This is a genomic window from Kitasatospora sp. NPDC036934, assembly GCF_055608425.1.
Map to the genome: position 1 here is coordinate 54,818 of NZ_JBVJQR010000026.1, position 24,326 is coordinate 79,143.

Below are 24,326 nucleotides of genomic sequence, written 5' to 3' on the forward strand. Positions count from 1 at the left end.
GCCGTCCGCCGGCGGGCCCTGGATTCCGGGCCCCCTGGTGCGCGCGTCCGTCGGAGCGGCCGCGCACGCCAGAGGCCCCGGCTCCTCGGTGCGCGCCGGGCGGGCAGGACCTGCCACGGTGCAGGGCTGCGGTGCTCCACGCATGGTAGTCCGCATGGTGGGATCACGCGCCGCCCGGTGTCAGCCGAGCAACGCCAGGGCGAACAGCGTCCCGGTCGCGGCGGTCTCGGCCATCGCGCCGAGCACGTCCCCGGTGATGCCGCCGAACCGGCGGACACAGCGCTCCAGCAGCAGCCGGGAACCGGCCACCCCGAGCACAACGGCCAGCGGGAGACGGGCTGCTGACCACCCGTCGAACGATCCGGCGGCGGCCAGGGCCAGGACGGCGGCGAGCGTTCCGGCGACGGCCCCGGCGGGTGTGACGGTGCCCGCCACCATCGCCCCCAGCCCGCCCGGCCGGGCGGCCGGCACCGACCGCAGACAGCCCCAGGCGAGCGCGCACCGCGCGGCCACCGCCGAGGCGAGTACGGCGAGTGCGCCGCGCGGCATCGACTGCCCGAACTGCCCGGCCAGCGCGGCGACCTGGGCCAGCAGCGCCAGCAGCAGGGTCAGTACGCCGAACGGGCCGATGTCGGACTGCTTCATGACCCGCAGCGCGTCCTCGGCCGGCTTGCCGCTGCCCAGCCCGTCGGCGACGTCCGCCAGGCCGTCCAGGTGCAGTCCCCGGGTCAGTGCGGCGAGCACCCCCACCGCCGCCACCGCCCCCAGCAGCCCGCCCGCCCGCCAGGCCACCAGCGCACCCACCGCGGCGGCGATCCCGCCCAGCACCGCCCCGACCACCGGAGCCGCCGTCATCGCCCGGCCCGCCGCTTCCCGGTCCCACCGCTCCACCCGCACCCGCAGCACGGACAGCGTCCCGAACGCGAACCGCAGCCCCTCGCCCCACGTCGCTCGCTCACCGCCGCCGGCCATCACGCACTCCTCCACCGCACTCGCCCTGCCCCGACCGAACCCCTTGCGCCCCCGACAGACAGAATCCCCGCGCCCCGGGAGGGGCGCGGGGAACTGCGGGAGGCGGAAGGCCACCGGCCCGAAGCCCGAACACCGAAGCTCAGCTGACGGAGCGTCCGGACACCGGCTCCTGTTAAAGCCTCCTGAGCAGATCCGCCGCCGACGGCAGCTTCGGCTGCTCCTTCGGCGCCGACGGCACGAACGGCCTCGGCGCCTCCTCGGCGAGCGCGTCGCCCGCCGCCTGGAGCAGCGGCAGCGCGAGCACCGCGCCGACGCCCTCGCCCACGGTGACGCCCTGGTCCTGCAGCGGGGTCAGGGTGAGCCGGTCGTACGCCTTGGCCTGGGCCGGCTCGCCGCTGGACTGCCCGGCCCGCCACCACTCCGGCGCCCGGAAGGCGATCCGCTGGGCGACCAGCGCACAGGCCGAGGAGACCACGCCGTCCAGCACCACCGGCAGCCGTCGGACGGCGGCCTGCAGCAGGAAGCCGGTGATCGCCGCGAAGTCGGCCCCGCCGGTGGCGGCGAGCAGCGCGAGCTGGTCGCCGAGTACCGGCCGGGCGCGCCGCAGCGCGTCCCGGATGGTGGCGCACTTGACCATCCACACGCGGTCGTCGATGCCCGAGCCGCGCCCGCAGACCGCGGCCGCGTCCGTGCCGCACAGCGCGCCGACCAGGACGGCGGCCACCGTGGTGGAGCCGACCCCGAGGTCGCCGAGCAGCACCAGGTCGGTGCCGGCGTCGGCCTCCTCGTCGGCCACGGCCATGCCGGCCCGGAAGGCCCGGACGGCCTCCTCCGGGGTGAGGGCGTCCTCGACGTCGATCCGGCCGGAGCCGCGCCGGATCCGGTGGGCGACCACCTCGTCCGGGAAGTTCGCGGGGTCGGTGTCCACCGCGACGTCGACGACCCGCAGTTCGGCGCCGTAGCGGGCGGCCAGCCGGGCCACCGGGGCGCTGCCGTCGAGCACGGCCCGCACCCGGGCCGCGGTGCCGCCGTCGGCGGGCAGCCGGGAGACGCCGAGCGCGGCCACGCCGTGGTCGGCGGCGAACAGCAGCACCTTGGGCGCCGAGACCGGCCGCACCGGGGAGCGCCCCTGTACGGACGACAGCCAGCTGCCCAGCTCCTCCAGCTTGCCGAGGCCGCCACGCGGCCGCCCGGCCTCCTGCCAGCGTTCCTCGGCGGCCCGCCGGGCGCTGTCGTCGGGGCGCTCGACGAGCGAGGAGAACGTATCGAGATCCACGGTCGTGTCCATCGTCCGGAAGGCTACACGCCGCGGGTGTGCGGGCTCGGCTTGACCGTCAGAACCTGTCCCGCGACCACCAGCAGGACCCGCTCCGAGGTGTCGGCGACGGCCATGTTGAGCCGGCCGAGGGTGTCGCGGAAGCGCCGCCCGGCGGCGGTGGCCGGGACGACGCCCATGCCGACCTCGTTGCTCACCGCGACGACCGTGCGCGGGGTGCCCGCCCAGGCCGCGGCCAAGGCCTCGCAGCGGCGCTGCACCGCGGCCTCGCCGCCGTCCGCCCAGGCCAGGTCGTCCCAGGCGTCGCTCTCGTCCATCACGGTGGTCAGCCAGAGCGCCAGACAGTCGATCAGCACCGGCGCCGGGTCCTCGGAGTCGGCCAGCACGGCCTCCAGCTCGCAGGTCTCGGCGGTGCGCCAGCCCGCCGGCCGGCGGTCCCGGTGCAGGGCGACCCGCTGGGCCCACTCGGCGTCGCCGTCCCGGGTGCCGCCGGTGGCCACGTACAGGACGTCCGGGTGGCCGGCGAGCAGCTGCTCGGCACGGGTGGACTTGCCGGAGCGCGCGCCGCCGAGCAGCAGCGTGCGGGGGAGCGGGGGGTGGGTCGCCATGCCGCCCATCCTGCCCGACAGGCATACGGAAGATCGGGCCGGGCAGGCTATGGTGCGCAGCACACAGCAGGCAGCGTCAGTGGGAGGAGCCGGGCATGGTCTGGACGTGGCGGTACGAGAAGGCGGACGGCAGCGCGGTGACGTCGAGCCTCGGCCAGGAGGAGTTCGCCGGTCAGGGCGACGCCGAGACCTGGATCGGGGAGAGCTGGAAGCAGCTCGCCGAGGAGGGCGTGGACACCGCGGTCCTGCTGGAGGACGGCGCCAAGGTCTACGGGATGAGCCTGCACGAGGGCTGAGCCCCTACTTCGCCCCGATCACGTGCAGCAGCGCCGCGACCTGCCGGTACGGGTCGGTGCGGGCGGCCCGGTCCTCGGCTTCGAGCAACTGGGCCAGCTGCCGCCCGTCCACCGGCGGGGCCGCGTCGTCGGGCGCGTTGTCGGTGAAGACCCGGACGCCGTACCAGTGCCGCAGCGGCACGGACACCTCGGAGAGGGTGACGGTCAGGTCGGCGAGCCGGTCGGCGCGGGCGGCCAGCCCGAGCCGGTTGTAGTACCGGTCGCTCTCGAAGGCGTGCAGGGCGGCCCGCCAGTCCCCGGCGGCGGCGGGCCGCAGCGCGAGCGCATCGCGGTTGCGGACCAGCAGCGAGAGCAGCCCGCCGGGCGCCAGCAGCCGGGCCAGCGAGGCGATCATCGGGTCCGGGTCGGGCAGGTACATCAGGACGCCGTGGCAGAGCACCACGTCGAAGCTGCGCGGGCCGAACCAGCGCCCGCACTGGTGGCCGTCGCCGCTGAGCAACTGCAGTCGGCCGCGCACCTCGGGCGGTTCCTCCGTGAGCGCCCCCTGGGCGACGCCGAGGGCGACCGGGTCGGAGTCGATCCCGGTGACGTAGTGGCCCGCCCGGGCCAGCCGCAGGGCCTGGGTGCCCTGGCCGCAGCCGATGTCCAGGACACGCTGGGCGCTCCGGCCGGTCAGCTGCTCGGCGAGCTGCCGGGAGACCAGCTCCTGCCGGACGAAGTTGCGCAGTCCGCCGAGCCGGTCCAGCCAGGCGGCGGTGCCGCCGGCGAAGGAGCCGCTGCGCGAGGGCAGCCGGCGCTCCAGGCCGAGCCGGTCGTGGCCGCCGTCGCCCTGCCCGGGCAGGGCGCCCCCCTGCCCGGGCAGGGCGTAGAGGCCGGGCCCCTCCCAGGACGGCGGGGCCCAGCCGGAGTCCACCGGTTCGGCGGTCAGGGCTTCTCCCCGCGCCGAACCTGCGGCTTGGGCAGGCGCAGCCGGCGCATCTGCAGGGTGCGCATGATGCCGTAGGCGACGGTGCCGCGGGTGTTCTGCCCGGCGAAGCGCTCGGCGAGCTGCTTGCGCAGGCCGAAGCCGAGGCGGACGAAGTCCAGGACGACGAGGACGAAGAACAGCAGGAACAGCAGCGTGGACAGCAGCTGCAGGGCGGGCACCTTGACGATGCTCAGCACCAGGATGACCACGGCGGCCGGCAGGAAGAACTCGGCCAGCGACCAGCGGGAGTCCACGTAGTCGCGGGCGAACTTGCGCACCGGGCCCTTGTCGCGGGCGGGCAGGTGGCGCTCGTCGCCGTCGATCAGCGCCTGGCGCTGCTTCTCGCGCTCGGTGCGCATCCGGTCGCGCGCCTGGCGGGAGGCCTCCTTGCGGTCCTTGGGCACCGTGACCCGGGTGCGCCGGTTGGCCTCGGCCTCGTTGCGCTTGGGGGTGGGGCGGCCCTTCTTGGCCTGCGGGTGGCGGGCCTGGGGCGTCTCGTCCTGCTTCTCCAGCACGGTGGCGGAGGCGGCGGCATCATCTGAACGGCGTCGGAACACACCACCAGCGTACGGGGTGCGGCGCCGCGACCACGGGTCCCCTCGGACCCAAACGCATATCGATCCGCCCGGCCGCGATCCGACCCGGATCTCCCGGGCTCTTCCCGTAGGGGATCAATCGGATGGAGTATGGGGAGGATGAGAGGCGGATCCACCCGGGGGATGAGGATCTGGCACCGGTCGCTGTAGCAGTCTTGTTGCAGGCAGGTGCACTGCGGCGACGGGCTCGCTGCACATACACTCGTCGTGTCTGGTAACGAGATTTAAAACCGCAGGCCGGAGAAGGGGGCACCCGAGGCCCATGAGCGACGGAATCATGAAGCGTATGGGGCTGATCTTCCGCTCCAAGGCGAACAAGGCCTTGGACCGGGCGGAGGATCCCCGTGAGACGCTCGACTACTCCTACCAGAAGCAGCTCGAACTGCTGCAGAAGGTACGGCGTGGCGTCGCGGACGTCGCGACCTCGCGCAAGCGCCTGGAACTCCAGCTGACCCAGCTCCAGCAGCAGTCCGCCAAGTACGAGGACCAGGGCCGCAAGGCGCTGTCCCTCGGCCGGGAGGACCTCGCCCGCGAGGCGCTGACCCGCAAGGCCAACATGCAGTCCCAGATCACCGACCTGGAGACGCAGTACCAGGCCCTGCAGGCCGAGGAGGAGAAGCTCACGCTCGCCTCCCAGCGGCTCCAGGCCAAGGTGGACGCCTTCCGCACCAAGAAGGAGACCATCAAGGCCACCTACACCGCGGCGCAGGCGCAGACCCGCATCGCCGAGTCCTTCTCCGGCATCTCGGAGGAGATGGGCGACGTCGGCCTGGCGATCCAGCGTGCCGAGGACAAGACGGCGCAGATGCAGGCCCGGGCCGGTGCGATCGACGAGCTGCTGGCCTCCGGCGCGCTCGACGACGCCAGCGGTCTCGGCCGCAAGGACGACATCGAGGCCGAGCTGGAGCGAGTGGCCGGCGGTTCCGACGTCGAGCTTGAGCTGGCCCGGATGAAGGCCGAGCTGTCCGGCGGCCCCGCCGCCGGTCCGGCCGCGATCGAGCAGGGCAAGCCGGCCCAGCAGCCGCAGGAGTCGCACCCGCAGGACACCCCGCGCATCAACTACAACAAGTGAGCTGAACACACCCACGAACCAGGAGAAGCGCAGCATGATCATGAGGGTCATGGGTGAGGGGCAGTTCGAGGTGGGCGAGGACCACCTGCACCTGCTCAACCAGCTCGACGACGAGCTGCTCACCGCGGTGGAGTCGGGCGACGAGGACACCTTCCGCCAGGCCTACGGCAAGCTGCTGGACGCCGTGAAGCAGTACGGCAGCCAGCTGCCGGACGACTCGCTGGAGCCGTCCGAGCTGATCCTGCCGAGCGCCGAGGCGACCCTCGACGAGGTCCGGGCCCTGCTCCTGTCCGAGGGCGAGGGCGTCATCCCGGGGTTCCCCGAGTACGAGTAGCCGCGCGGCCGCTGCCAGACGAAAGGGCGGGCTCCCTCCGATTCGGAGGGAGCCCGCCCTTCGCTGTTATTCGCCCGCTCGCCTCCGGCGCGCCCCTTCGGCTCGGGGCGGGATCCGCCCGCTCGCCTCCGGGGCGCCCCGGAGGCGAGCGCTTCGGGCTACGGCAGCGCCAGCATCCGGTCGAGCGCGGCCTTGGCGTACTTCTCGGTCTCCGGGTCGACGCTGATCACGTTCGGCACCCGGCCCTCGACCAGCGACTCCAGTGCCCAGACCAGGTGCGGCAGGTCGATCCGGTTCATGGTCGAGCAGAAGCAGACCGCGCGGTCCAGGAAGACGATCTCCTTGTCCGGGTGCGCCTTGGCCAGGCGGCGGACCAGGTTCAGCTCGGTGCCGATGGCCCACTTGGAGCCGGGCTCGGCGGCGTCCAGGGCCTTGATGATGTACTCGGTCGAGCCGACCATGTCGGCGGCGCTGACGACCTCGTGCTTGCACTCGGGGTGCACCAGGACGGTCACGCCGGGGATCCGCTCGCGGACGTCGTTCACCGAGTCCAGGCTGAACCGGCCGTGCACCGAGCAGTGGCCGCGCCAGAGGATCATCTTGGCGTCCCGCAGCTGCTCGGCGGTCAGGCCGCCGTTCGGCTTGTGCGGGTTGTACAGGACGCAGTCGTCCAGCGAGAGGCCCATGTCCCGCACCGCGGTGTTGCGGCCGAGGTGCTGGTCGGGCAGGAAGAGCACCTTCTGGCCCTGCTCGAAGGCCCACTCCAGGGCGCGCTGGGCGTTGGAGGAGGTGCAGATGGTGCCGCCGTGCTTGCCGGTGAAGGCCTTGATGTCGGCGGAGGAGTTCATGTACGAGACCGGGACGGTCACGTCGGCTATGCCGGCGTCGGTCAGCACGTCCCAGCACTCGGCGACCTGCTCGGCGGTGGCCATGTCGGCCATCGAGCAGCCGGCCGCGAGGTCGGGCAGGACGACCTGCTGGCGGTCGCTGGTGAGGATGTCCGCCGACTCGGCCATGAAGTGCACGCCGCAGAAGACGATGAACTCGGCCTCCGGGCGGGCCGCGGCGTCGCGGGCGAGCTTGAACGAGTCGCCGGTGACGTCGGCGAACTCGATGACCTCGTCGCGCTGGTAGTGGTGGCCGAGGATGAAGACGCGGTCGCCGAGGGCGGCCTTGGCCGCGCGGGCGCGCTCGACGAGGTCCGGATCGGAGGCCGGCGGGAGGTCGCCGGGACACTCGACGCCGCGCTCGCTGTTCGGGTCGGCCTCTCGGCCGAGCAGCAGCAGAGCGAGCGGCGTCGGAGTGGGGTCGACGCCGTAGGTCTCGGTGATGGTGGTGGTCACGGGCGGGTGCCCTTCTGTGCGGCCGACCGAGCGGTGGGGCCTTTTCGTCTATCTGACACTATCTATTCTAACCGGTTAGCGTCAGAGTGACGATGGCCATCCTGTCGATGTGACGAGAACCGCTCGTCGGATCGGGCCCACGGCGGAGCCGGATAGCCGATTTGGGGCAGTCCGGCCGTGGCCGAATCGATACTTCGAAGCCTCCGGGTATGGCTGAGCCCATGAAAGCAATTGCGATCAACCGCTACGGCGGCCCCGAGGTGGTCGAGTACACCGATCTGCCCGACCCCAAGGTCGGGCCCGACTCCGTACTGGTGCAGGTCCGGGCGGCCGGGGTGAACCCGGTGGACTGGAAGGTCCGGGACGGCGCCCTGGACGGCCTGCTGGACGTGCACTTCCCCCTGGTCATGGGCTGGGACGTGGCGGGCGTGGTCCGCGCGGTCGGCGGTGGTGTGACGGAGTTCGCCCCCGGCGACGAGGTGTACGGCTACGTCCGCAAGGACGCCGTCGAGCACGGTACCTACGCCGAACTGGTCTCCGCCCCGGTCCGCACCCTGGCCCGTCGGCCCGCCGCGCTGGACTGGGCGCAGTCCGGCGGCCTGCCGCTGGCCGGGCTCACCGCGCTGCAGAGCCTGAACGCGCTGCGGCTCGCCGAGGGGGAGACCCTGCTGGTGCACGCCGCGGCCGGCGGGGTCGGCCACCTGGCCGTCCAGATCGCCCGGGCCCGCGGCGCTCGGGTGATCGGCACCGCGGGCGAGCGCAACCACGACTACCTGCGCGGCCTCGGCGCCGAACCGGTCACGTACGGCGAGGGCCTGGCCGAACGGGTGCGCGAACTCGCTCCGGCGGGCGTGGACGCCGCGCTGGACCTGGTCGGCCGCGGCGCCGTCCAGGTCTCGGCGGGCCTGGTGGCCGACCCGGCCCGGATCGCCTCGATCACCGACTTCGGGGTCAAGGCCCTCGGCGGCCACTACGTCTGGGTCCGCCCGGACGCGGCGGGCCTCGCGGAGCTCGCCGCGCTCGCCGACGACGGTCGGCTCACCGTCACCGTCGCCTCCACCTTCCCGCTGGCCCAGGCGGCCTCCGCCCAGGCCCTCAGTACCGAGGGCCGCACCCGGGGGAAGATCGTGCTGCTCGTGGACTGATGGCCGCCCGCCGGTCATCCGTCGACGGTGGACTCGTTCAGGTCATCCGCCAGAATGGGTGGCGAACCGTTTCGGCAACGGCAACCGGCCACGGCGACCGGCAACGGCGGCAGCGGCCGCGACAGCACCGCCCCACCGCCCGGAACGCCCCCTCACCGCCACCGCACGACCCGTGGAGCCCCGCACCGATGACCAGCAGCCGAGCACCCGAGGCGACCGGGGCGGACCTGGACGAGACCGACCGACAGCTCCTCGCCCGCCTCGGCAGCGACGGCCGCGCCTCCTACGCCGAGATCGGTCTCCAGGTGAACCTCTCCGCCACCGCCGTGCGCCGCCGGATCGACCGGCTCCGGGCGCGCGGCGTGGTGCGGGGCTTCACCGTGGTGCTCGACCCGGCCGTGCTCGGCTGGCAGACCGAGGCCTTCGTCGAGGTCTACTGCCGCGAACGCACCGCCCCCGAGGAGATCCTGGCCAGCCTGCGCCAGTTCCCCGAGGTGGTCGCCGCCTGGACGGTCACCGGGGACCCGGACGCCCTGGTGCACCTGCGGGCCGCCGACACGCGCCACCTGGAGGCCGTCATCGAGCGGATCCGGCGCGAGCCCGGCGTCCAGCGCAGCCGCTCCTCGGTGGTCCTCTCCCAGCTGATCGGCTGAGCCCGCGAGGGGCACGCAGGAATCCTGCGCGGACCCGTCCGAAGACGCCCGAAACCTGCCCGACCAGCCGCGTTCCGACGCGCGGCGAAGCGCCCGCGCTGCCTACGCTGATCACGTCCGGTCAACGTGGTGAGGCGTCCCGCAGACCGGATCCCCCCGACACCCACAGCCGAGAGGGACAGCCGTGTCCGCAGCACCCGACCGCATGCACCGGCCCGACAACGAACTGGTCGACCTGGTTTTCGACTACATGCGGGAGCGGCTGCAGTACGACCCCGTTCCGCTGGACCACCCCGGCGACGGCGAGCACCTGCGCGTCCAGCTGGCCGGCCTGCTCAACCAGGACGGCAACGACGCGGCCGACGTGCTCAAGCTGTACGACCACGAGCTGTCCCGCGCGGTCATCTCTGCCGACAGCCCCCGCTATCTGTCCTTCATCCCGTGTGCCCCGACCAAGGCCGCGCTGCTGTTCGACATGGTCGTCTCCTGCGCCTCGCTGCAGGGCATCTCCTGGCTGGAGGCGGCCGGCGCCATCGCCGCCGAGAACCAGGTGCTGCGGCTGATCGCCGACCGGGCCGGACTGCCCGCCTCGGCCGGCGGCTGCTTCGTCTCCGGCGGCTCGGCGGGCAACCTGTCCGCCCTGGTGGTCGCCCGCGACACCGCGCGCCGCAAGCTCGGCGTCGGCCCGGAGGCCCGGCTGCGGATAGCCGTCGCCGACCAGGTGCACTCCTCGGTCAAGAACACCTTCAACATCATCGGCGTCGAGGCCTTCAAGGTCCCGACCGTGAACCGCCGGTTCACCGGCGAGGCGCTGCGCGCCGCCCTGGCCGCCGATCCCGACCCCGGGACGGTGATCGCCGTCGTCGGCACCGCCGGCACCACCAACGAGGGCATCGTCGACGACCTGGCCGGCCTGGCCGAGGTCGCCCGCGAGCGCGACCTGTGGTTCCACGTGGACGGCGCCTACGGGGGCGCCGGCCTGTTCGCCCCGTCGGTGCGCGAGCGCTACAACGGCATCGAGCACGCCGACTCCTTCGTGGTCGACCCGCACAAGTGGCTGTTCGCCCCCTTCGACTGCGCCGCGCTGATCTACCGCAACCCGCAGCTCGCCCGCGCCGTGCACACCCAGGACGCGTCCTACCTGGACGTCCTGCACACCGAGGGCGACGAGTGGAACCCCACCGACTACGCCTACCACCTGACCCGGCGCGCCCGCGGCCTGCCGCTCTGGTTCTCGCTGGCCGTCCACGGCGTCCAGGCCTACACCGACGCCATCGAGACCGGCCTCCAGCTGGCCCGGGACACCGCCCAGCTGATCCGCGACACCGACCACCTGGAGCTGCTGTTCGACCCGCAGCTCTCCGCCGTCTGCTTCAAGCGCACCGGCTGGACCAACGACGACTACTACCGCTGGTCGCAGCAGCTGCTCGCGGACCAGATCGGCTTCGTCACCCCGACCGGCTGGGACGGCGAGACGGTCGCCCGCTTCGCCTTCCTGCACCCGGGCACGACCATGGAGATGGTCAGGGAGATCCTGGACACCATGGCCTGATCCAGGCCCGCAGCCCGCCCGTACGGCCCCGCCGGCCCGCCGGTGGGGCCGTAACCGCGTCCCGGTCTAGAGGAACGCCCCGTTCGGCAGGTACGGCGTCGGCGGCCGCATCCCGCGCACCCCGACGAAACCGGCGGTCTCCGGCGTCAGCCCGACCTCCAGCCCGACGTCCAGCGCCCACTCCTGCTCGGCGGTCAGGTACTCCACCCGCGCCTCGACGCCGTCCGGCACCCGGGCCAGCGCCTCGCGCAGCAGCCGGGCGGCGATCCGCTTGCTGGTGGCCGCCAGCAGCCGCACCACCCCGCCGTCCCGGTAGCAGTAGCCGCTGCCGGCCAGCGCGTCGGCGACCAGCAGCTCCTCGAAGTGCCCGAGCATCAGCTCGTGGTCCGGGCCGTGCGCCGACCCGCGCAGCCGGCGGTCCACCGAGTCCAGCAGGTGCAGGTGGGTGAGGTTGCCGCGGTGCACCGGTATGTCGCCCGGGTCGATCAGCCCCTCCCGGTCCACCCGCCCGGTCAACCGCATCGCCGGGTGCAGGGTGAACCCGGCCAGCCGGTAGCGGCGGGCCGCCGCCGGGGAACCGCCGGCGCAGACCATCCCGCGCAGGCAGCCTCGGGCATGCGCCAGGGCCCGTTCGAACAGCAACCGCCCGACCCCCTGGTTCTGCGCGGACGGCCGGACGGCGAACAGCGAGGGCATCCACAACCCTTCCCGGCGCATCGACAGCACCACCCCGACCGCCTGCCCGCCGCTCTCCGCCAGCCAGCACCCCCCGGCGTCGGTGCGCGCCAGGTGTCTGGCCCGGGCCAGCTGCAGCGGCGTCGGTGCGGGCGCCTGCGCGGGGTCGTCGGACGGGGCGGCGAACGCGGCGAAGGACAGTTCCCGGACGGCCTCCGCGTCCGCTGCGGTGTCCCTGACCTGGCGAAGGATCATGCCGCCCATCCTGGCGTCCGAGGGGCGGCCGCGGGGTCCGTTCACCCGGATCCATGACGCGGGCGGTGCCCCGTCCTCCCCGGTTGTGCGAGCATGGGGAGCGTACGGGCCCGGGTGACACATCCGGTCCACGGAAAACCAGCCGTCGAACAAGCCGCAGAAATCCGTCGCCGTCCGGGAAATGAAACCGGGTGGTCGTTGGTTGGCACTGGCGGTAGACCGTCGTCAAGACCGGGAGAAAGCAGATGACCGTCCAGGACGAGACCACTGTCGAGAGTGGCATCCTCCTCACCGATGCCGCCGCGGCAAAGGTCAAGGCCCTGCTGGAGCAGGAAGGCCGCGAGGACCTCGCGCTGCGCGTCGCCGTCCAGCCCGGTGGCTGCTCCGGCCTGCGTTACCAGCTGTTCTTCGACGAGCGCTCGCTCGACGGCGACGTGCTCAAGGACTTCGACGGCGTCAAGGTCGTCACCGACCGCATGAGCGCCCCGTACCTGGGTGGCGCCACCGTCGACTTCGTCGACACCATCGAGAAGCAGGGCTTCACCATCGACAACCCGAACGCCACCGGCTCCTGCGCCTGCGGCGACTCCTTCAGCTAAGCCTGAAGCGGGCCTCGAACGCCGAGGCGGCCCCGGGATCCTTCCCGGGGCCGCCTCTTCGCGTTCCGGCGCCGCGGTCGGCCCGCTACCGCGCCGGGCCGTCCGGGGTCACCGGGTCGGGGCCCATGTGCGAGTCGCCCTCCAGCGGGACGTCCTGGTTGCTCGACCGGTCGACCACCGTACGCCCGGCCAGTGGCGACCGCAGGTCGGCGGAGACGGACTGCCGCTTGGCCAGCGCGGTGCAGACCTGCCCCGGCTGGACGGCCGGCGGGCCCGGCACGACCTGGACGCCGACCTGGCCCTGCTGGGACTCGTCCGCCTTCAGCGCGTACTTGGTGCAGACCCCGCCGAAGAAGTAGACGGTCAGCTTGTTGCCGTCCACCCGGTAGCCGATCGGCGGGCGCCCCCCGGGGTTGGGCTTGCCGTTGCCGGCCGGGTCGGGCTCGCCGGGGGCGATCCCGTTGGTCGGGGGAGTGGCCGCTCCCGACGGCCGCCCCGGGGCGGGCTCGGCCGGGGTCGGGGACCAGCCGGTCGACGGGGCGGCCGGGGTGGTCCCCGCCGACGGCGAGCCGGAGTCCGTCGGGGCCTGCGGGGAGCCGCTCGCCGAGGGCGAGGCGCTCGCGGCGGCCGTCGCGCTGCTCGCCGCCGAGTCCCCGGAGCTCTTGCCGTCGCCGTTGCAGCCGGCCAGGGTCACCACCGCCGCCAGCGCGGCCACCGCCAGGGCCACCGTCCGCCGACCACGCCTGGGCATCGTCTCCAGATCCATCTGCACATCCTCCCGAGGGCTCAGCGGCGCCGCCTGCTCGGCTGCTCCGCGCGGATGTGACGTGCCCCGGTCGGATCCGGTTCCGCTTCGGTCCGGTCGGATCACATGCCGTACTCGGCCATCCCGGCGACCAGCCGCTGCGCCCCGGACGGGACCCGCACACCGACGGAGGCGGGGGTGGCCGGCTCCGGACCGGCCGTCACCTGCGGCCAGAACCGGCGCAGCCGACGGGAGGAGCTGACCAGCGCGTCGAGGGTCTCGCCGTCCGCGTCGGACCGGAGGGCGGGCAGCGGGGAGTGGTTGGGCATCATCGGGCATCGCTCCGATCCAGTGCCGTGGCCGCACCGCCACGGTCGACGACGGGCCCGTCTCGTCCGACGGGGCCCGTGGCCGACCCTAGGCGCGGCTCCAGGTGCTCACCAGTGCTACCCGGAGGTAGTACACGTTCGAGGGCCTCGGGTGCCACCATGGCCGGTAGGGGCAAGCGGCAGCTTGCGGGACTCCTGCCGGGTCGCCGCCCCGGCACCGGTACCGTGGGTGGGTTCATCCGCCCCCGCTGGCCCTGTTGCCATCCTGAGGAGACCTCCGTGCGTATCGCCGTCGCCGGCTCGATCGCCACCGACCACCTGATGACGTTCCCCGGTCGGTTCGCCGACCAGCTCGTCGCCGAGCAGCTGCACACCGTGTCGCTGTCGTTCCTGGTCGACGCCCTGGACATCCGCCGCGGCGGGGTCGCCCCGAACATCACGTTCGGCATGGGAGTGCTCGGACTGCGGCCGATCCTGGTCGGCGCCGCCGGTGCGGACTTCGCCGAGTACCGAAGCTGGCTGGAGCGGAACAACGTGGACTGCACCTCCGTCCACATCTCCGAGACCCGGCACACCGCCCGCTTCATGTGCACCACGGACGAGGACCACAACCAGATCGCCTCGTTCTACACCGGTGCCATGGCGGAGGCCCGCAACATCGAGCTCAAGCCGATCGCCGACCGTGTCGGCGGCCTCGACCTCGTCCTGGTCGGCGCCGACGACCCGCAGGGCATGGTCCGCCACACCCAGGAGTGCCGCACCCGCGGTTACGCCTTCGCCGCGGACCCCTCCCAGCAGCTGGCCCGCCTGGACGGCGAGGACATCCGCGAGCTGGTGGACGGCGCCGCCTACCTCTTCACCAACGAGTACGAGGCTGCGCTGATCGAGACCAAGACCGGCTGGGGCGCCGAGGAGCTGCTCACCCGGGTCGGCACCCGGGTCACCACCCTGGGCAGCAAGGGCGTTCGGATCGAGCGCAAGGGCGAGGCCCCGGTCCTGGTCGGCTGCCCGGTCGAGGAGGCCAAGGTCGACCCGACCGGCGTCGGCGACGCCTTCCGGGCCGGCTTCCTCTCCGGCCTGTCCTGGGGCCTCGAGCTGGAGCGCGCCGCCCAGCTCGGCTGCATGCTCGCCACCCTGGTGATCGAGACCGTCGGCACCCAGGAGTACGAGCTGCGCCCGGCCACCTTCCTGAAGCGCTTCGAGGCCGCCTACGGCGCCGAGGCCGCCGCGGAGATCCGCGCGCACCTGGTCAAGTAGCCGCCCGGTCAGGAGCGGCGCACCACCAGGTAGGCCGAGCCCCGGTCGCCGCCGTAGTCGGCGGCCGGGGCCTCGCCCGTGTACTCCTGCCCGCGCATCCCGCACCAGGCCGGGATGTCCAGCCGGGCCGCCTCGTCATCCGCGAGGACGGCGACCGTGCCGCCCACCGGCACCTCACCGATCCGCTTCGCCAGCTCGATCACCGGCAGCGGGCAGCGCTTGCCCAGCGCGTCGATCACTGTGACCCGCCCGCTCACCTCCGGGCGCTCGGACCCGGCGCCGACACTCTTCGCTCCGGCACTCCCTCCTGCGTCGGTCGCTTGTCCCTCATCGCTCTCGGCACCGGCGCGCCCTCCGGCTCGCGGGGTGACCCGCCCGCTCACCTCCGAAGGGGCCTCCGGCGCGCTGACCGGCGCGGGCGCGGGCAGGTCCAGCCCGAGCGGTGCCCGCACCCCGGCGACCAGCTCCGGCAGCACGGCGAGGAAGCGCTCCACGTCCGCCTCGGCCGTCCCGTACGGCAGCGAGACCCGGACGTTGCCCTCGGTGAGCACCCCCATCGCGGCCAGCACATGGCTCGGCGTCAGGGTGGAGGAGGTGCAGGAGGAGCCGGAGGAGACCGCGAAGCCCGCCCGGTCCAGCTCGGTCAGCAGCACCTCGCCGTCCACGTACAGGCAGGAGAAGGTGACGATGTGCGGCAGCCGCCGCACCGGGTCGCCGACCACCTCGACCTCGGGCACCAGTTGCGGCACCCGGGTGCGGATCCGCTCCACCAGCGCGTGCAGCCGGGCGTTCTCCCGTTCCGCCTCGGCCCGTACGGCGCGCAGCGAGGCGGCCGCGGCCACGATCGCCGGGACGTTGACGTAACCCGGGACCCGCCCGCCCTCGCGCTCGTCGGCCGGCAGCGGTGAGACGTAGCGGACGCCCTTGCGCACCGCGAGGATCCCGACCCCGGCCGGCCCGCCCCACTTGTGGGCGCTGGCGGTCAGCAGCGACCAACCCGCCGGGACGTCCGTCCGCCCGGCGCTCTGCGCCGCGTCGACCAGCAGCGGCACGCCGACCGCGGCGCACAGTGCGGCGACCTCGCCGACCGGTTGGACCGTCCCCACCTCGTGGTTGGCGCTCTGCAGGGCGGCCAGTGCGGTGTCCGGCCGGAGCAGGGCGCCGAAGGCCTCCGGGTCCACCCGTCCGGTGCCGTCCACCGGGGCGACCGAGACCTCGGCGCCGTCCGCCTCCCGGCGCTCGGCGACGTGCAGCACGCTGGAGTGCTCCACCGCGGAGTGCACCAGGTGCCCGCCCTGCCGCCGGTTCCCGGCGAGGCCGCCCAGCAGGCCGAGTTGGACGGCCTGGGTGCCGCTCGCGGTGAAGGCGATCTCGTCGGCGCGCGCGCCCAGGACGTCGGCGACCGTCTCGCGGGCGGCGTCCAGCAGCATCCGGGCCTGTCGGCCGGAGCGGTACAGCCGGGCCGGGTCGGCCCAGCCCTCGTCCAGGGCGGCGGTCAGGGCCTGCCGCGCGACGGGGTGCAGAGGGGCCGTCGAAGCCACGTCGAAGTACACGGTCACATTTAACGACACACCCAGAAGCTTTCCGCTCGCCCGGAATTGCTCACCAGCCGTCAGTCGATCACCCCGAATGTCCGCTTCGTCCGGTCCCGACGGGTCGTCACCCACGTTGTTCGAGGTCATCCCCCGATCGGGCGTAAGGACCTCGAATGCCTACGATGACCTGGGGCGCAGCCCCCGCCGGGCCTGATCGGGCGACCGGGCGGCGCGTTACCGGGGGCTGCCCGTCAGGAGCGCATAAGGCTGGAGTAGGGTTTGGCCCGCATAAGCATTCAAACCGTGCCCGTGGACGGGTCGCCGGAGGGGCTCACAATCTCCTCCCGGTGCGACGCGAAGGCGGGCGAGACTTCGGGAAGGCGCTACGTGAGTCCCAACGGCTCCGACCGCTCGCCGCGGCGCACGATGCGGCGGAAGCTGCCTCAGGCGCTGGCACTGGGCCTCGTCATCGCGACCGCCACCGGCTGCTCGGCCAACGACCTCCCCAGGCTTGGCCTCCCGAGTCCGGTCACGAAGGAAGGACCCATGGTCCTCCAGATGTGGCAGGGCTCCTGGATCGCGGCGCTGGTGGTCGGCGTACTGATGTGGGGTCTGATCATCTGGAGCGTGATCTTCCACCGGCGCAAGCGCACTGGCGTGGAGATCCCTCCGCAGACCCGGTACAACGTGCCCATCGAGGCGCTCTACACCGCGGTCCCCATCATCATCGTCTCGGTCCTCTTCTACTTCGTCGCCCGCGACGAGTCGAAGCTGACCGCCGTCTCCGCCAAGCCGCAGCACTACGTCAACGTGGTGGGCTTCCAGTGGAGCTGGGCGTTCAACTACGAGAACACCGAGACCCCCGACCCGGCCAACAAGGACGCCGCGTACGACGTCGGTACGCCCAAGGACGTTCCGACGCTCTGGCTGCCGGTCAACGAGACGGTGCAGTTCCGGCTCACCTCTCGTGACGTCATCCACGACTTCTGGCCCGTCAACTTCATGATGAAGATGGACGTCGTGCCGGGCGTGGTGAACAAGTTCGAGGTCACCCCGACCGTCAAGGGTGAGTACATGGGCAAGTGTGCCGAGCTCTGCGGCGTCGACCACTCGCGCATGCTGTTCAACGTCAAGGTCGTCGACCGCGCCGACTACGACAAGCACCTGGCCGACCTCCGTGCCAAGGGCCAGAACGGTGCGGTGCCCTCCGGCGTCATCACCATGGGAAGTGAAGCGAAGTGACCATCCTCAACGAGCCCGCCGCGGCCGGCGGGGGCGCCGAGGCCGTCACGGTCGGGGCGCAGCGGACCCGGAAGCCGGGTTCGACCATCATCAAGTGGCTCACCACCACTGACCACAAGACGATCGGCACCCTGTACCTGGGCACGTCGTTCGCCTTCTTCCTGATCGGCGGCATCCTCGCCCTGGTCATGCGTGCCGAGCTGGCTCGTCCCGGGACCCAGATCCTGTCGAACGAGCAGTTCAACCAGGCGTTCACGATGCACGGCACGATCATGCTGCTGATGTTCGCGACGCCGCTGTTCGCGGGCTTCGCAAACTGGATCATGCCGCTGCAGATCGGCTCCCCGGACGTGGCCTTCCCGCGTCTGAACATGTTCGCGTACTGGCTGTACCTCTTCGGTTCGTCCATCGCGGTCTGTGGCTTCCTGACCCCGAATGGCGCCGCCGACTTCGGCTGGTTCGCCTACTCCCCGCTCTCCGACGCGGTGCACTCGCCCGGCGTCGGCGGCGACATGTGGATCATGGGTCTGGCCTTCTCCGGCTTCGGCACGATCCTCGGTGCGGTCAACTTCATCACCACGATCATCTGCATGCGCGCTCCGGGCATGACGATGTTCCGGATGTCGATCTTCGTCTGGAACGTCCTGCTGACCTCGGTGCTGGTCCTGCTGGCCTTCCCGGTGCTCGCCGCCGCGCTGTTCGCCCTGGAGGCGGACCGCAAGTTCGGGGCCCATGTCTTCGATCCCGCCAACGGCGGGGCGATGTTGTGGCAACACCTGTTCTGGTTCTTCGGTCACCCCGAGGTGTACATCATCGCGCTGCCGTTCTTCGGCATCGTGTCGGAGATCATCCCGGTCTTCAGCCGCAAGCCGATGTTCGGCTACTCCGGCCTGATCGCGGCCACCATCGCGATCGCCGGTCTGTCCGTGACGGTGTGGGCGCACCACATGTACGTCACCGGGCAGGTGCTGCTGCCGTTCTTCTCCTTCATGACCTTCCTGATCGCGGTCCCGACCGGTGTGAAGTTCTTCAACTGGGTCGGCACCATGTGGAAGGGCTCGCTGAGCTTCGAGACCCCGATGCTCTGGACGGTCGGCTTCCTGGTCACCTTCCTCTTCGGTGGTCTGACCGGTGTCCTGCTGGCCTCGCCGCCGATCGACTTCCACGTCTCGGACTCGTACTTCGTCGTCGCCCACTTCCACTACGTGGTCTTCGGCACCGTCGTGTTCGCGATGTTCGCCGGCTTCCACTTCTGGTGGCCGAAGATGACCGGCAAGATGCTGGACGAGCGCCTCGGCAAGATCACCTTCTGGACGCTGTTCTTCGGCTTCCACACCACCTTCCTGGTGCAGCACTGGCTCGGCGCGGAGGGCATGCCCCGCCGTTACGCCGACTACCTGGCCTCGGACGGCTTCACCACGCTGAACACCGTCTCGACCATCGGCTCCTTCGTGCTCGGCCTGTCGATCCTGCCGTTCCTCTACAACGTCTGGAAGACCGCCAAGTACGGCGAGAAGGTCGCCGTGGACGACCCGTGGGGCTTCGGCCGTTCCCTGGAGTGGGCGACCTCCTGCCCGCCGCCGCGGCACAACTTCCTCACCCTGCCCCGGATCCGCTCCGAATCCCCGGCCTTCGACCTCCACCACCCGGAGATCGCCGCGCTGGACTACCTGGAGAACCACGGCGAGCCGGCGAAGCACCTCGCCGGCGTGACCCCGGCGAAGTACGACGCCCCGAAGCTGGGCAAGGGCAAGCAGGAGGGTGACGCCTGATGAAGGAACAGGGAAAGATCTTCCTGGGCCTGTCGGTCTTCGTGCTGGCGATGGCCATCACCTACGGCCTGTGGACCAACCACTCGGGCCCGGGCCTGGAGGCCGCCGGTACCACCGCGCTGTTCCTGGCCTTCGGTCTGTGCGCCTTCATCGGGTACTACCTCGCCTTCACCGCCCGTCGGGTGGACAGCGGCGCGGGTGACAACCCCGAGGCCGAGGTCGCGGACGACGCCGGCGAGCTGGGCTTCTTCGCCCCGCACAGCTGGCAGCCGCTGTCGCTGGCGCTCGGCGGCGCGCTCGCCTTCCTGGGCGTGATCTTCGGCTGGTGGCTGATGTTCTGGGCCGCCCCGATCATCCTGATCGGCATCTTCGGATGGGTCTTCGAGTTCTACCGGGGCGAGAACCAGAACCAGTAGGTTCCACCTCCGACAGCAGGGCCGGTCCTCCCGCAAGGGAGGACCGGTCCTGCTGCTTCCCGGGGGTGACCGCCTCACTCAACCGGGTGAACGGAGGGTCGCTCGGATGTCGCTTGATGCGAGCCGTTCCTACGATCTGATCAATCGTGCGAAATGTGCGAACACCCCGGAGGCGGTCATGGCCGACAGGCGCGGAATCGCAGGCATCGGCAGCATCTCGCTGGCCCTGGCAGTACTGGCGCCGCTGGCCGCCTGCTCGTCCGGTGACGATCAGCCCGCCGGGCCGCACCGGATCGACGCTGCCCCGCTCGTCCACCTCTCGGCCGAGGGCAAGGTCGACCCCTCCAAGCCGGTCACCGTGACCGCCGTGGCGGGCAGCCGGCTCACCGACGTCACCGTGGTCGGCCCGGACGGCCGGGTGGTGGCCGGCCGGCTCGCCGATGACCAGCACAGCTGGCAGACCACCGGCCGGCTGAAGGCCGACACCGCCTACGCCGTCCGGATCTCCGCCGACGACGGCCGGAACGGCCGGGGCGACACCACCCAGAACTTCAGCACGATGGCCGCCCAGCGCCTGCTCGGCGTCAAGCTCGGCCCGGACTCCTCCGGCAGCGGCGTCTACGGGGTGGGCCAGCCGCTCACCGCGCAGCTCTCCGAGGCGGTGAAGGACCCCCAGGCCCGGCAGGAGGTCGAGCGCGCCCTGACGGTGGCCTCCCAGCCGGCCGTCACCGGCGCCTGGTACTGGGTGGACGACAAGAACCTGCACTTCCGCCCGGAGGAGTACTGGCCGGCCGGGACGACCGTGTCGCTGGCCTTCGACGGCACCGGCAGCCGGATCTCGGACGGCCTCTACGGCGGCGACCGCAGCTCGCTGCGGCTGCGGATCGGCGACCGGGTCGAGTCGGTGGTCGACGCGGCCGCCCACGCACTCACCCTCAAGCGTGACGGCGAGGTGGTCCGGACCATCCCGGTCACCACCGGCAAGCCCGGCTTCGACACCCGCAACGGCATCAAGGTGGTGCTCGGCCAGGAGCGCTCGGTCCGGATGAACGGCGAGACGATCGGCATAGCGGCGGGCAGCTCCGAGGCGTACGACCTCGACGTGCTGTGGGCCACCCGGGTGACGTGGAGCGGCGAGTACGTCCACGCGGCGCCCTGGTCGGTCGGCTCGCAGGGCTATGAGAACGTCAGCCACGGCTGCACCGGGATGAGCACCGACAACGCCAAGTGGTTCTACGACAACACCCGGATCGGGGACCTGGTGACGGTGGTGAACAGCCGCGGCGCCACCATGGAGCCCTTCGGCAACGGCTTCGGGGACTGGAACGTCTCCTGGACGGACTGGGTCAAGCACAGCGCCCTCGGACAGTCCTTCAGCACCACCGTCCCGGCAGGCCAGGCCCCCGCCGCGGGCATGACGCGCCCCGAGCTCTGAGGGGCGGTGGCTGCCCCTTCGGAGCGGGGCCGGGCTCCGGGCCTGGTCCCGGGCTAGGCCTCGGGGTAGGCCACCTGCAGGGCGGTCAGCACGGCGGCCAGGGCGTCCGGGTGGGACAGGCCCAGTCGGCCCACCCGTTCGGCGTACTCGGCGGCGGCCTCGGCGGCCAGCCGGTGGGCGGTGTCCCCGGTGGCCGCGATCAGGGTGCCGCGCCGCCCGTGGGTCTCCACCACGCCGTCCGCCTCCAGCTCCTTGTAGGCCCGGGCGATCGTCCCGGCGGCCAGCCCCAGCTCCTCGGCGAGGGCCCGTACGGTGGGCAGCCGCTGACCGGTCGGCAGCGCGCCGGAGCGGGCCTGCTCGGCGATCTGGGCGCGGATCTGCTCGTACGGGGGAGTGGCGGCGGCGGGGTCGACGGACAGCTGCACGGAGGGCTCCTGGGGGCGGTGCGGGGGGCGGGGCTGGCAGGTCGGCAACGGCCGAGGGCCGCTGACCAGATGAACTCTGGTCAGCGGCCCTCGGGGTGAAGCGGGAGTGCGTACGGGATCAGTGGTGGCCGTGGCCGCTGGTGATCTCGTGGTGCTCCTCGGCGGTGGGCTTGGGGATCTGGCTGCCCTCGCCGTAGAAGCCGCGGGAGAGCTTGGCCCGGGTGCGGGTGAGGGCGCCGGCCTTGCGGGCCACGCCGTTCTCGTCCGTCTGGGCCGGCAGCTCGACCGGCTGGTTCTGCTCGTGCGCCGTGAGCTTGTGCAGGTCCTTCTGCGGCAGCTGGGCGTGCACCTCGACGAACTCACCGTGCGGCAGGCGCTTGATGACGCCGGTCTCGCGACCGTGCAGCACCTTCTCCTTGTCACGGCGCTGGAGGCCGAGGCACCAGCGCTTGGTGACGATGAAGGTGATGACCGGCACCAGGAAGAAGCCGGCGCGCACGAAGTAGGTGATCGAGTTGAGCGACAGGTGGAAGTGGGTGGCGAACAGGTCGTTGCCACCACCGACCAGCAGCACCAGGTAGAGGCTGATCCAGGCGGCACCCAGGGCGGTGCGGACCGGGGCGTTGCGCGGGCGGTCCAGGATGTGGTGCTCGCGCTTGTCGCCGGTGATCCAGCCCTCGATGAACGGGTAGACCGCGATGGCGACCAGGACCAGCGGGAAGATCATCAGCGGGATGAACACGCCCAGGTTCAGGGTGTGGCCCCACAGGCTGATCTCCCAGCCCGGCATGACGCGGATCAGACCCTCGGAGAAGCCCATGTACCAGTCGGGCTGGGCGTCGGTCGACACCTGGTCCGGACGGTACGGGCCGTAGGCCCAGATCGGGTTGATCGTGGCGATCGCCGAGATGGCGGCGATGATGCCGAAGACCAGGAAGAAGAAGCCACCGGCCTTGGCCATGTAGACCGGCATCAGCGGCATGCCGACGACGTTCTTCTCGGTCTTGCCCGGGCCCGCCCACTGGGTGTGCTTGTGGTAGAAGACCAGGATCAGGTGCGCCACCAGCAGGCCGAGCATGATGCCCGGGATCAGCAGCACGTGGATGGTGAAGAACCGCGGCACGATGTCGTGGCCGGGGAACTCGCCCCCGAACAGGAACATCTGGATGTAGGTGCCGACCAGCGGGACCGCGAGGATCGCGCCTTCCATGAAGCGGATACCGGTACCCGACAGCAGGTCGTCCGGCAGCGAGTAGCCGAAGAAGCCGTCGAACATGCCGAGGACCAGCAGCAGGAAGCCGAAGACCCAGTTGATCTCACGCGGCTTGCGGAACGCGCCGGTGAAGAACACGCGCATCATGTGCACGAGCATCGCGGCCACGAAGACCAGCGCGGCCCAGTGGTGGATCTGGCGGATCAGCAGACCGCCGCGGATCTCGAAGCTGATGTCCACCGTCGAGGCGTACGCCTCGGACATCCCGATGCCCTTGAGCGGCACGTACGAGCCGTTGTAGACGACCTCGGCCATCGACGGCTTGAAGAACAGCGTCAGGTAGACACCGGTCAGGATGATGATGACGAAGGTGTAGAGGCAGATCTCGCCCAGCATGAAGGACCAGTGGTCCGGGAAGATCTTGCGCAGGTTGGCCTTGGCGAGGGAGTAGATCCCCACCCGGCCGTCCGTCCAGTCAGCCGCGGCCTCCCACTTGTTGGCGGGATTGGCGCGCGTGCTGGAGGGCTTGGCGGCACCGGTCTTGGTGCTGCTCGCGCTACTCATCGAGCACGCTCCCAGAAGCTCGGGCCGACAGGCTTCTCGAAGTCGCCGGTGGCGATCAGGTTGCCCTTGTCATCAGTGGTGATCTTCAGCTGCGGCAGCGGGTGGCCGGCCGGGCCGAAGATGACGCGCGCGCCGTCCGCCAGGTCGAAGGTCGACTGGTGGCAGGGGCAGAGCGCGTGGTGGGTCTGCTGCTCGTACAGGCTGATCGGGCAGCCGACGTGGGTGCAGATCTTGGAGTAGGCGAGGATGCCCTCGAAGCCCAGCTCCTTGGACTTGTCGTCCTTGATGTCGTCCGGCGCGATGCGCACCAGCATCAGGGCGTCCTTGGCGATCCGCTGCTGGAAGTCCTCGTCGTGGGTGGTCAGACCCTCCGGCATCGCGAAGGTCAGCGAGCCGATCACGAGGTCCTCGGGCTTCATCGGCTGCATGGTGCTCATGTTGACGAGCTGCAGCGGCTTGGCCGGAGTGGCTTCCTTCCAGCCCGTCTCCTGGAGCTTCTTCTCCGGCAGCGGGCCCAGGTCGCGGAGCAGGACCACGCCGGAGAGCGGGACCAGCGCCATCGACCCGATGAGGGTGTTGCGGATCATCTTGCGGCGACCGAAGCCGGACTCGGCGGCACCGGTCTTGAACTGCTCGATGACGTCGTTGCGGACCTCGTCGGAGGCCTCGATCGGGTGACGCTCGGCCGGCAGCTCGACGTCCGACATCAGGGTGCGGGCCCAGTGGACCGCGCCCGCGCCGATCATGAACAGCGCGACGCCCAGGGTCAGGCCCAGCGCGAAGTTCAGCGCGCTGACGTGACCCAGCGGGAAGATGTAGACGATCTTGTCCGGGTCGATGGCCACGTACGAGGCGATGAAGCCGACGGTGGCGAGCATCGAGACCACGAACATCAGCGAGACCTGACGCTCGGCCCGCTGGGCGGCCCGCTCGTCGATGTCGGTGCGACGGGGCTCGTGGGCCGGCAGGCCCGGGTCGGCGAACGGGTTGCCGTGGTCGGCCACCTCGCCGGCGGAGCCGTGCGGCTCCGGGAGCTTCTCTTCTGACATG

24 protein-coding genes and 1 pseudogene are annotated in these 24,326 nt (G+C 71.7%); 12 read left to right on the forward strand and 13 right to left on the reverse strand.

Features of this window, described 5'->3' with window-relative positions; all coding sequences use genetic code 11:
- Window positions 1-180: 180 nt before the first annotated feature.
- From ACZ7BZ_RS30655 to cobU, 3 genes and pseudogenes are all read right to left on the reverse strand, one after another.
- Window positions 181-972, reverse strand: a complete 792-nt coding sequence (locus ACZ7BZ_RS30655) for an adenosylcobinamide-GDP ribazoletransferase (protein WP_470361167.1) — start codon at window positions 970-972, stop codon at window positions 181-183.
- A 172-nt stretch (window positions 973-1,144) separates the two neighbouring features.
- Window positions 1,145-2,260 (reverse strand): nicotinate-nucleotide--dimethylbenzimidazole phosphoribosyltransferase, encoded by a 1,116-nt coding sequence (locus tag ACZ7BZ_RS30660; RefSeq protein WP_470361168.1) that lies wholly within the window; start codon window positions 2,258-2,260, stop codon window positions 1,145-1,147.
- Between the two features lie 11 nt (window positions 2,261-2,271).
- Window positions 2,272-2,865 (reverse strand): annotated as a pseudogene (cobU, locus tag ACZ7BZ_RS30665) (bifunctional adenosylcobinamide kinase/adenosylcobinamide-phosphate guanylyltransferase); the annotation flags it as partial.
- Between the two features lie 86 nt (window positions 2,866-2,951).
- Between cobU and ACZ7BZ_RS30670 the strand changes: the two are divergent.
- Window positions 2,952-3,152 carry a hypothetical protein gene (locus ACZ7BZ_RS30670; RefSeq protein ID WP_380463789.1) on the forward strand — a complete coding sequence of 67 codons (201 nt, stop codon included), beginning with the start codon at window positions 2,952-2,954 and terminating at the stop codon, window positions 3,150-3,152.
- A 4-nt stretch (window positions 3,153-3,156) separates the two neighbouring features.
- Here the strand turns inward: ACZ7BZ_RS30670 and ACZ7BZ_RS30675 are convergent, their stop codons facing one another.
- The gene (locus tag ACZ7BZ_RS30675) at window positions 3,157-3,879 is read right to left on the reverse strand and encodes a class I SAM-dependent methyltransferase (RefSeq protein ID WP_470361186.1); all 723 of its coding nucleotides are present in this window, start codon (window positions 3,877-3,879) and stop codon (window positions 3,157-3,159) included.
- Window positions 3,880-4,076: 197 nt separating this feature from the next.
- Entirely contained in the window at window positions 4,077-4,676 is a 600-nt protein-coding gene (locus ACZ7BZ_RS30680; protein WP_470361169.1) for a DUF3043 domain-containing protein, read from the reverse strand.
- A 316-nt stretch (window positions 4,677-4,992) separates the two neighbouring features.
- Between ACZ7BZ_RS30680 and ACZ7BZ_RS30685 the strand changes: the two genes are divergently transcribed.
- Together ACZ7BZ_RS30685 and pspAA are read left to right on the forward strand one after the other, a co-directional pair.
- On the forward strand, window positions 4,993-5,787 hold the full coding sequence (locus ACZ7BZ_RS30685) for a PspA/IM30 family protein (RefSeq protein WP_380463785.1): 795 nt from the start codon (window positions 4,993-4,995) through the stop codon (window positions 5,785-5,787).
- 34 nt (window positions 5,788-5,821) lie between these two features.
- On the forward strand, window positions 5,822-6,121 hold the full coding sequence (pspAA, locus tag ACZ7BZ_RS30690; protein ID WP_470361170.1) for a PspA-associated protein PspAA: 300 nt from the start codon (window positions 5,822-5,824) through the stop codon (window positions 6,119-6,121).
- A gap of 158 nt (window positions 6,122-6,279) precedes the next feature.
- Here pspAA and nadA read toward each other — a convergent pair whose 3' ends face one another.
- Complete coding sequence (gene nadA / locus ACZ7BZ_RS30695; protein WP_380463130.1) at window positions 6,280-7,464, reverse strand: quinolinate synthase NadA; 1,185 nt, start codon at window positions 7,462-7,464, stop codon at window positions 6,280-6,282.
- Between the two features lie 221 nt (window positions 7,465-7,685).
- On the opposite strand from nadA, the gene ACZ7BZ_RS30700 reads away from it, so the two are divergent.
- The 3 genes from ACZ7BZ_RS30700 to ACZ7BZ_RS30710 all read left to right on the forward strand — a co-directional run bounded on the left by ACZ7BZ_RS30700 (window position 7,686) and on the right by ACZ7BZ_RS30710 (window position 10,814).
- Complete coding sequence (locus ACZ7BZ_RS30700; protein WP_470361171.1) at window positions 7,686-8,609, forward strand: NADP-dependent oxidoreductase; 924 nt, start codon at window positions 7,686-7,688, stop codon at window positions 8,607-8,609.
- A gap of 188 nt (window positions 8,610-8,797) precedes the next feature.
- Window positions 8,798-9,262: an Lrp/AsnC family transcriptional regulator gene (locus ACZ7BZ_RS30705; RefSeq protein WP_470361172.1), complete on the forward strand. Its 465-nt coding sequence runs from the start codon at window positions 8,798-8,800 to the stop codon at window positions 9,260-9,262.
- A 184-nt stretch (window positions 9,263-9,446) separates the two neighbouring features.
- Complete coding sequence (locus tag ACZ7BZ_RS30710; RefSeq protein WP_470361173.1) at window positions 9,447-10,814, forward strand: pyridoxal phosphate-dependent decarboxylase family protein; 1,368 nt, start codon at window positions 9,447-9,449, stop codon at window positions 10,812-10,814.
- Window positions 10,815-10,880: 66 nt separating this feature from the next.
- On the opposite strand, the gene ACZ7BZ_RS30715 is transcribed toward ACZ7BZ_RS30710, so the two are convergent.
- Window positions 10,881-11,744, reverse strand: a complete 864-nt coding sequence (locus ACZ7BZ_RS30715; protein WP_470361174.1) for a GNAT family N-acetyltransferase — start codon at window positions 11,742-11,744, stop codon at window positions 10,881-10,883.
- 245 nt (window positions 11,745-11,989) lie between these two features.
- Here ACZ7BZ_RS30715 and erpA point away from each other — a divergent pair, with 245 nt between their 5' ends.
- Window positions 11,990-12,343, forward strand: a complete 354-nt coding sequence (erpA, locus tag ACZ7BZ_RS30720; protein WP_189915188.1) for an iron-sulfur cluster insertion protein ErpA — start codon at window positions 11,990-11,992, stop codon at window positions 12,341-12,343.
- Window positions 12,344-12,428: 85 nt separating this feature from the next.
- On the opposite strand, the gene ACZ7BZ_RS30725 is transcribed toward erpA, so the two are convergent.
- Window positions 12,429-13,109, reverse strand: coding sequence for a hypothetical protein (locus ACZ7BZ_RS30725; protein ID WP_470361175.1), 681 nt, complete (start codon window positions 13,107-13,109; stop codon window positions 12,429-12,431).
- Window positions 13,110-13,210: 101 nt separating this feature from the next.
- Window positions 13,211-13,420 carry a hypothetical protein gene (locus tag ACZ7BZ_RS30730; protein WP_380463145.1) on the reverse strand — a complete coding sequence of 70 codons (210 nt, stop codon included), beginning with the start codon at window positions 13,418-13,420 and terminating at the stop codon, window positions 13,211-13,213.
- 276 nt (window positions 13,421-13,696) lie between these two features.
- On the opposite strand from ACZ7BZ_RS30730, the gene ACZ7BZ_RS30735 reads away from it, so the two are divergent.
- A complete protein-coding gene (locus ACZ7BZ_RS30735) occupies window positions 13,697-14,674 on the forward strand; it encodes a carbohydrate kinase family protein (RefSeq protein WP_470361176.1) in 978 nt (325 codons plus the stop codon).
- Between the two features lie 8 nt (window positions 14,675-14,682).
- On the opposite strand, the gene ACZ7BZ_RS30740 is transcribed toward ACZ7BZ_RS30735, so the two are convergent.
- The gene (locus ACZ7BZ_RS30740) at window positions 14,683-16,227 is read right to left on the reverse strand and encodes an aminotransferase class V-fold PLP-dependent enzyme (RefSeq protein WP_470361177.1); all 1,545 of its coding nucleotides are present in this window, start codon (window positions 16,225-16,227) and stop codon (window positions 14,683-14,685) included.
- A gap of 369 nt (window positions 16,228-16,596) precedes the next feature.
- On the opposite strand from ACZ7BZ_RS30740, the gene ctaC reads away from it, so the two are divergent.
- From ctaC to ACZ7BZ_RS30760, 4 genes are all read left to right on the forward strand, one after another.
- Window positions 16,597-17,451, forward strand: a complete 855-nt coding sequence (gene ctaC, locus ACZ7BZ_RS30745; RefSeq protein ID WP_380463153.1) for an aa3-type cytochrome oxidase subunit II — start codon at window positions 16,597-16,599, stop codon at window positions 17,449-17,451.
- Window positions 17,448-19,223, forward strand: a complete 1,776-nt coding sequence (gene ctaD / locus ACZ7BZ_RS30750; RefSeq protein WP_030282758.1) for an aa3-type cytochrome oxidase subunit I — start codon at window positions 17,448-17,450, stop codon at window positions 19,221-19,223. Before ctaC ends, ctaD begins: the two co-directional genes overlap by 4 nt.
- On the forward strand, window positions 19,223-19,639 hold the full coding sequence (locus ACZ7BZ_RS30755) for a cytochrome c oxidase subunit 4 (protein WP_363436136.1): 417 nt from the start codon (window positions 19,223-19,225) through the stop codon (window positions 19,637-19,639). The genes ctaD and ACZ7BZ_RS30755 overlap by 1 nt, the downstream gene beginning before the upstream one ends.
- Before the next feature lie 178 nt (window positions 19,640-19,817).
- Window positions 19,818-21,074, forward strand: coding sequence for a L,D-transpeptidase (locus ACZ7BZ_RS30760; protein WP_470361178.1), 1,257 nt, complete (start codon window positions 19,818-19,820; stop codon window positions 21,072-21,074).
- Between the two features lie 53 nt (window positions 21,075-21,127).
- Here the strand turns inward: ACZ7BZ_RS30760 and ACZ7BZ_RS30765 are convergent, their stop codons facing one another.
- From ACZ7BZ_RS30765 to qcrA, 3 genes are all read right to left on the reverse strand, one after another.
- Window positions 21,128-21,499, reverse strand: a complete 372-nt coding sequence (locus ACZ7BZ_RS30765; protein ID WP_380458903.1) for a GntR family transcriptional regulator — start codon at window positions 21,497-21,499, stop codon at window positions 21,128-21,130.
- Window positions 21,500-21,617: 118 nt separating this feature from the next.
- Window positions 21,618-23,276: a cytochrome bc1 complex cytochrome b subunit gene (gene qcrB / locus ACZ7BZ_RS30770; protein WP_380458901.1), complete on the reverse strand. Its 1,659-nt coding sequence runs from the start codon at window positions 23,274-23,276 to the stop codon at window positions 21,618-21,620.
- On the reverse strand, window positions 23,273-24,325 hold the full coding sequence (gene qcrA / locus ACZ7BZ_RS30775; protein WP_380458899.1) for a cytochrome bc1 complex Rieske iron-sulfur subunit: 1,053 nt from the start codon (window positions 24,323-24,325) through the stop codon (window positions 23,273-23,275). The genes qcrB and qcrA overlap by 4 nt, the downstream gene beginning before the upstream one ends.
- Window position 24,326 lies beyond the last annotated feature (1 nt).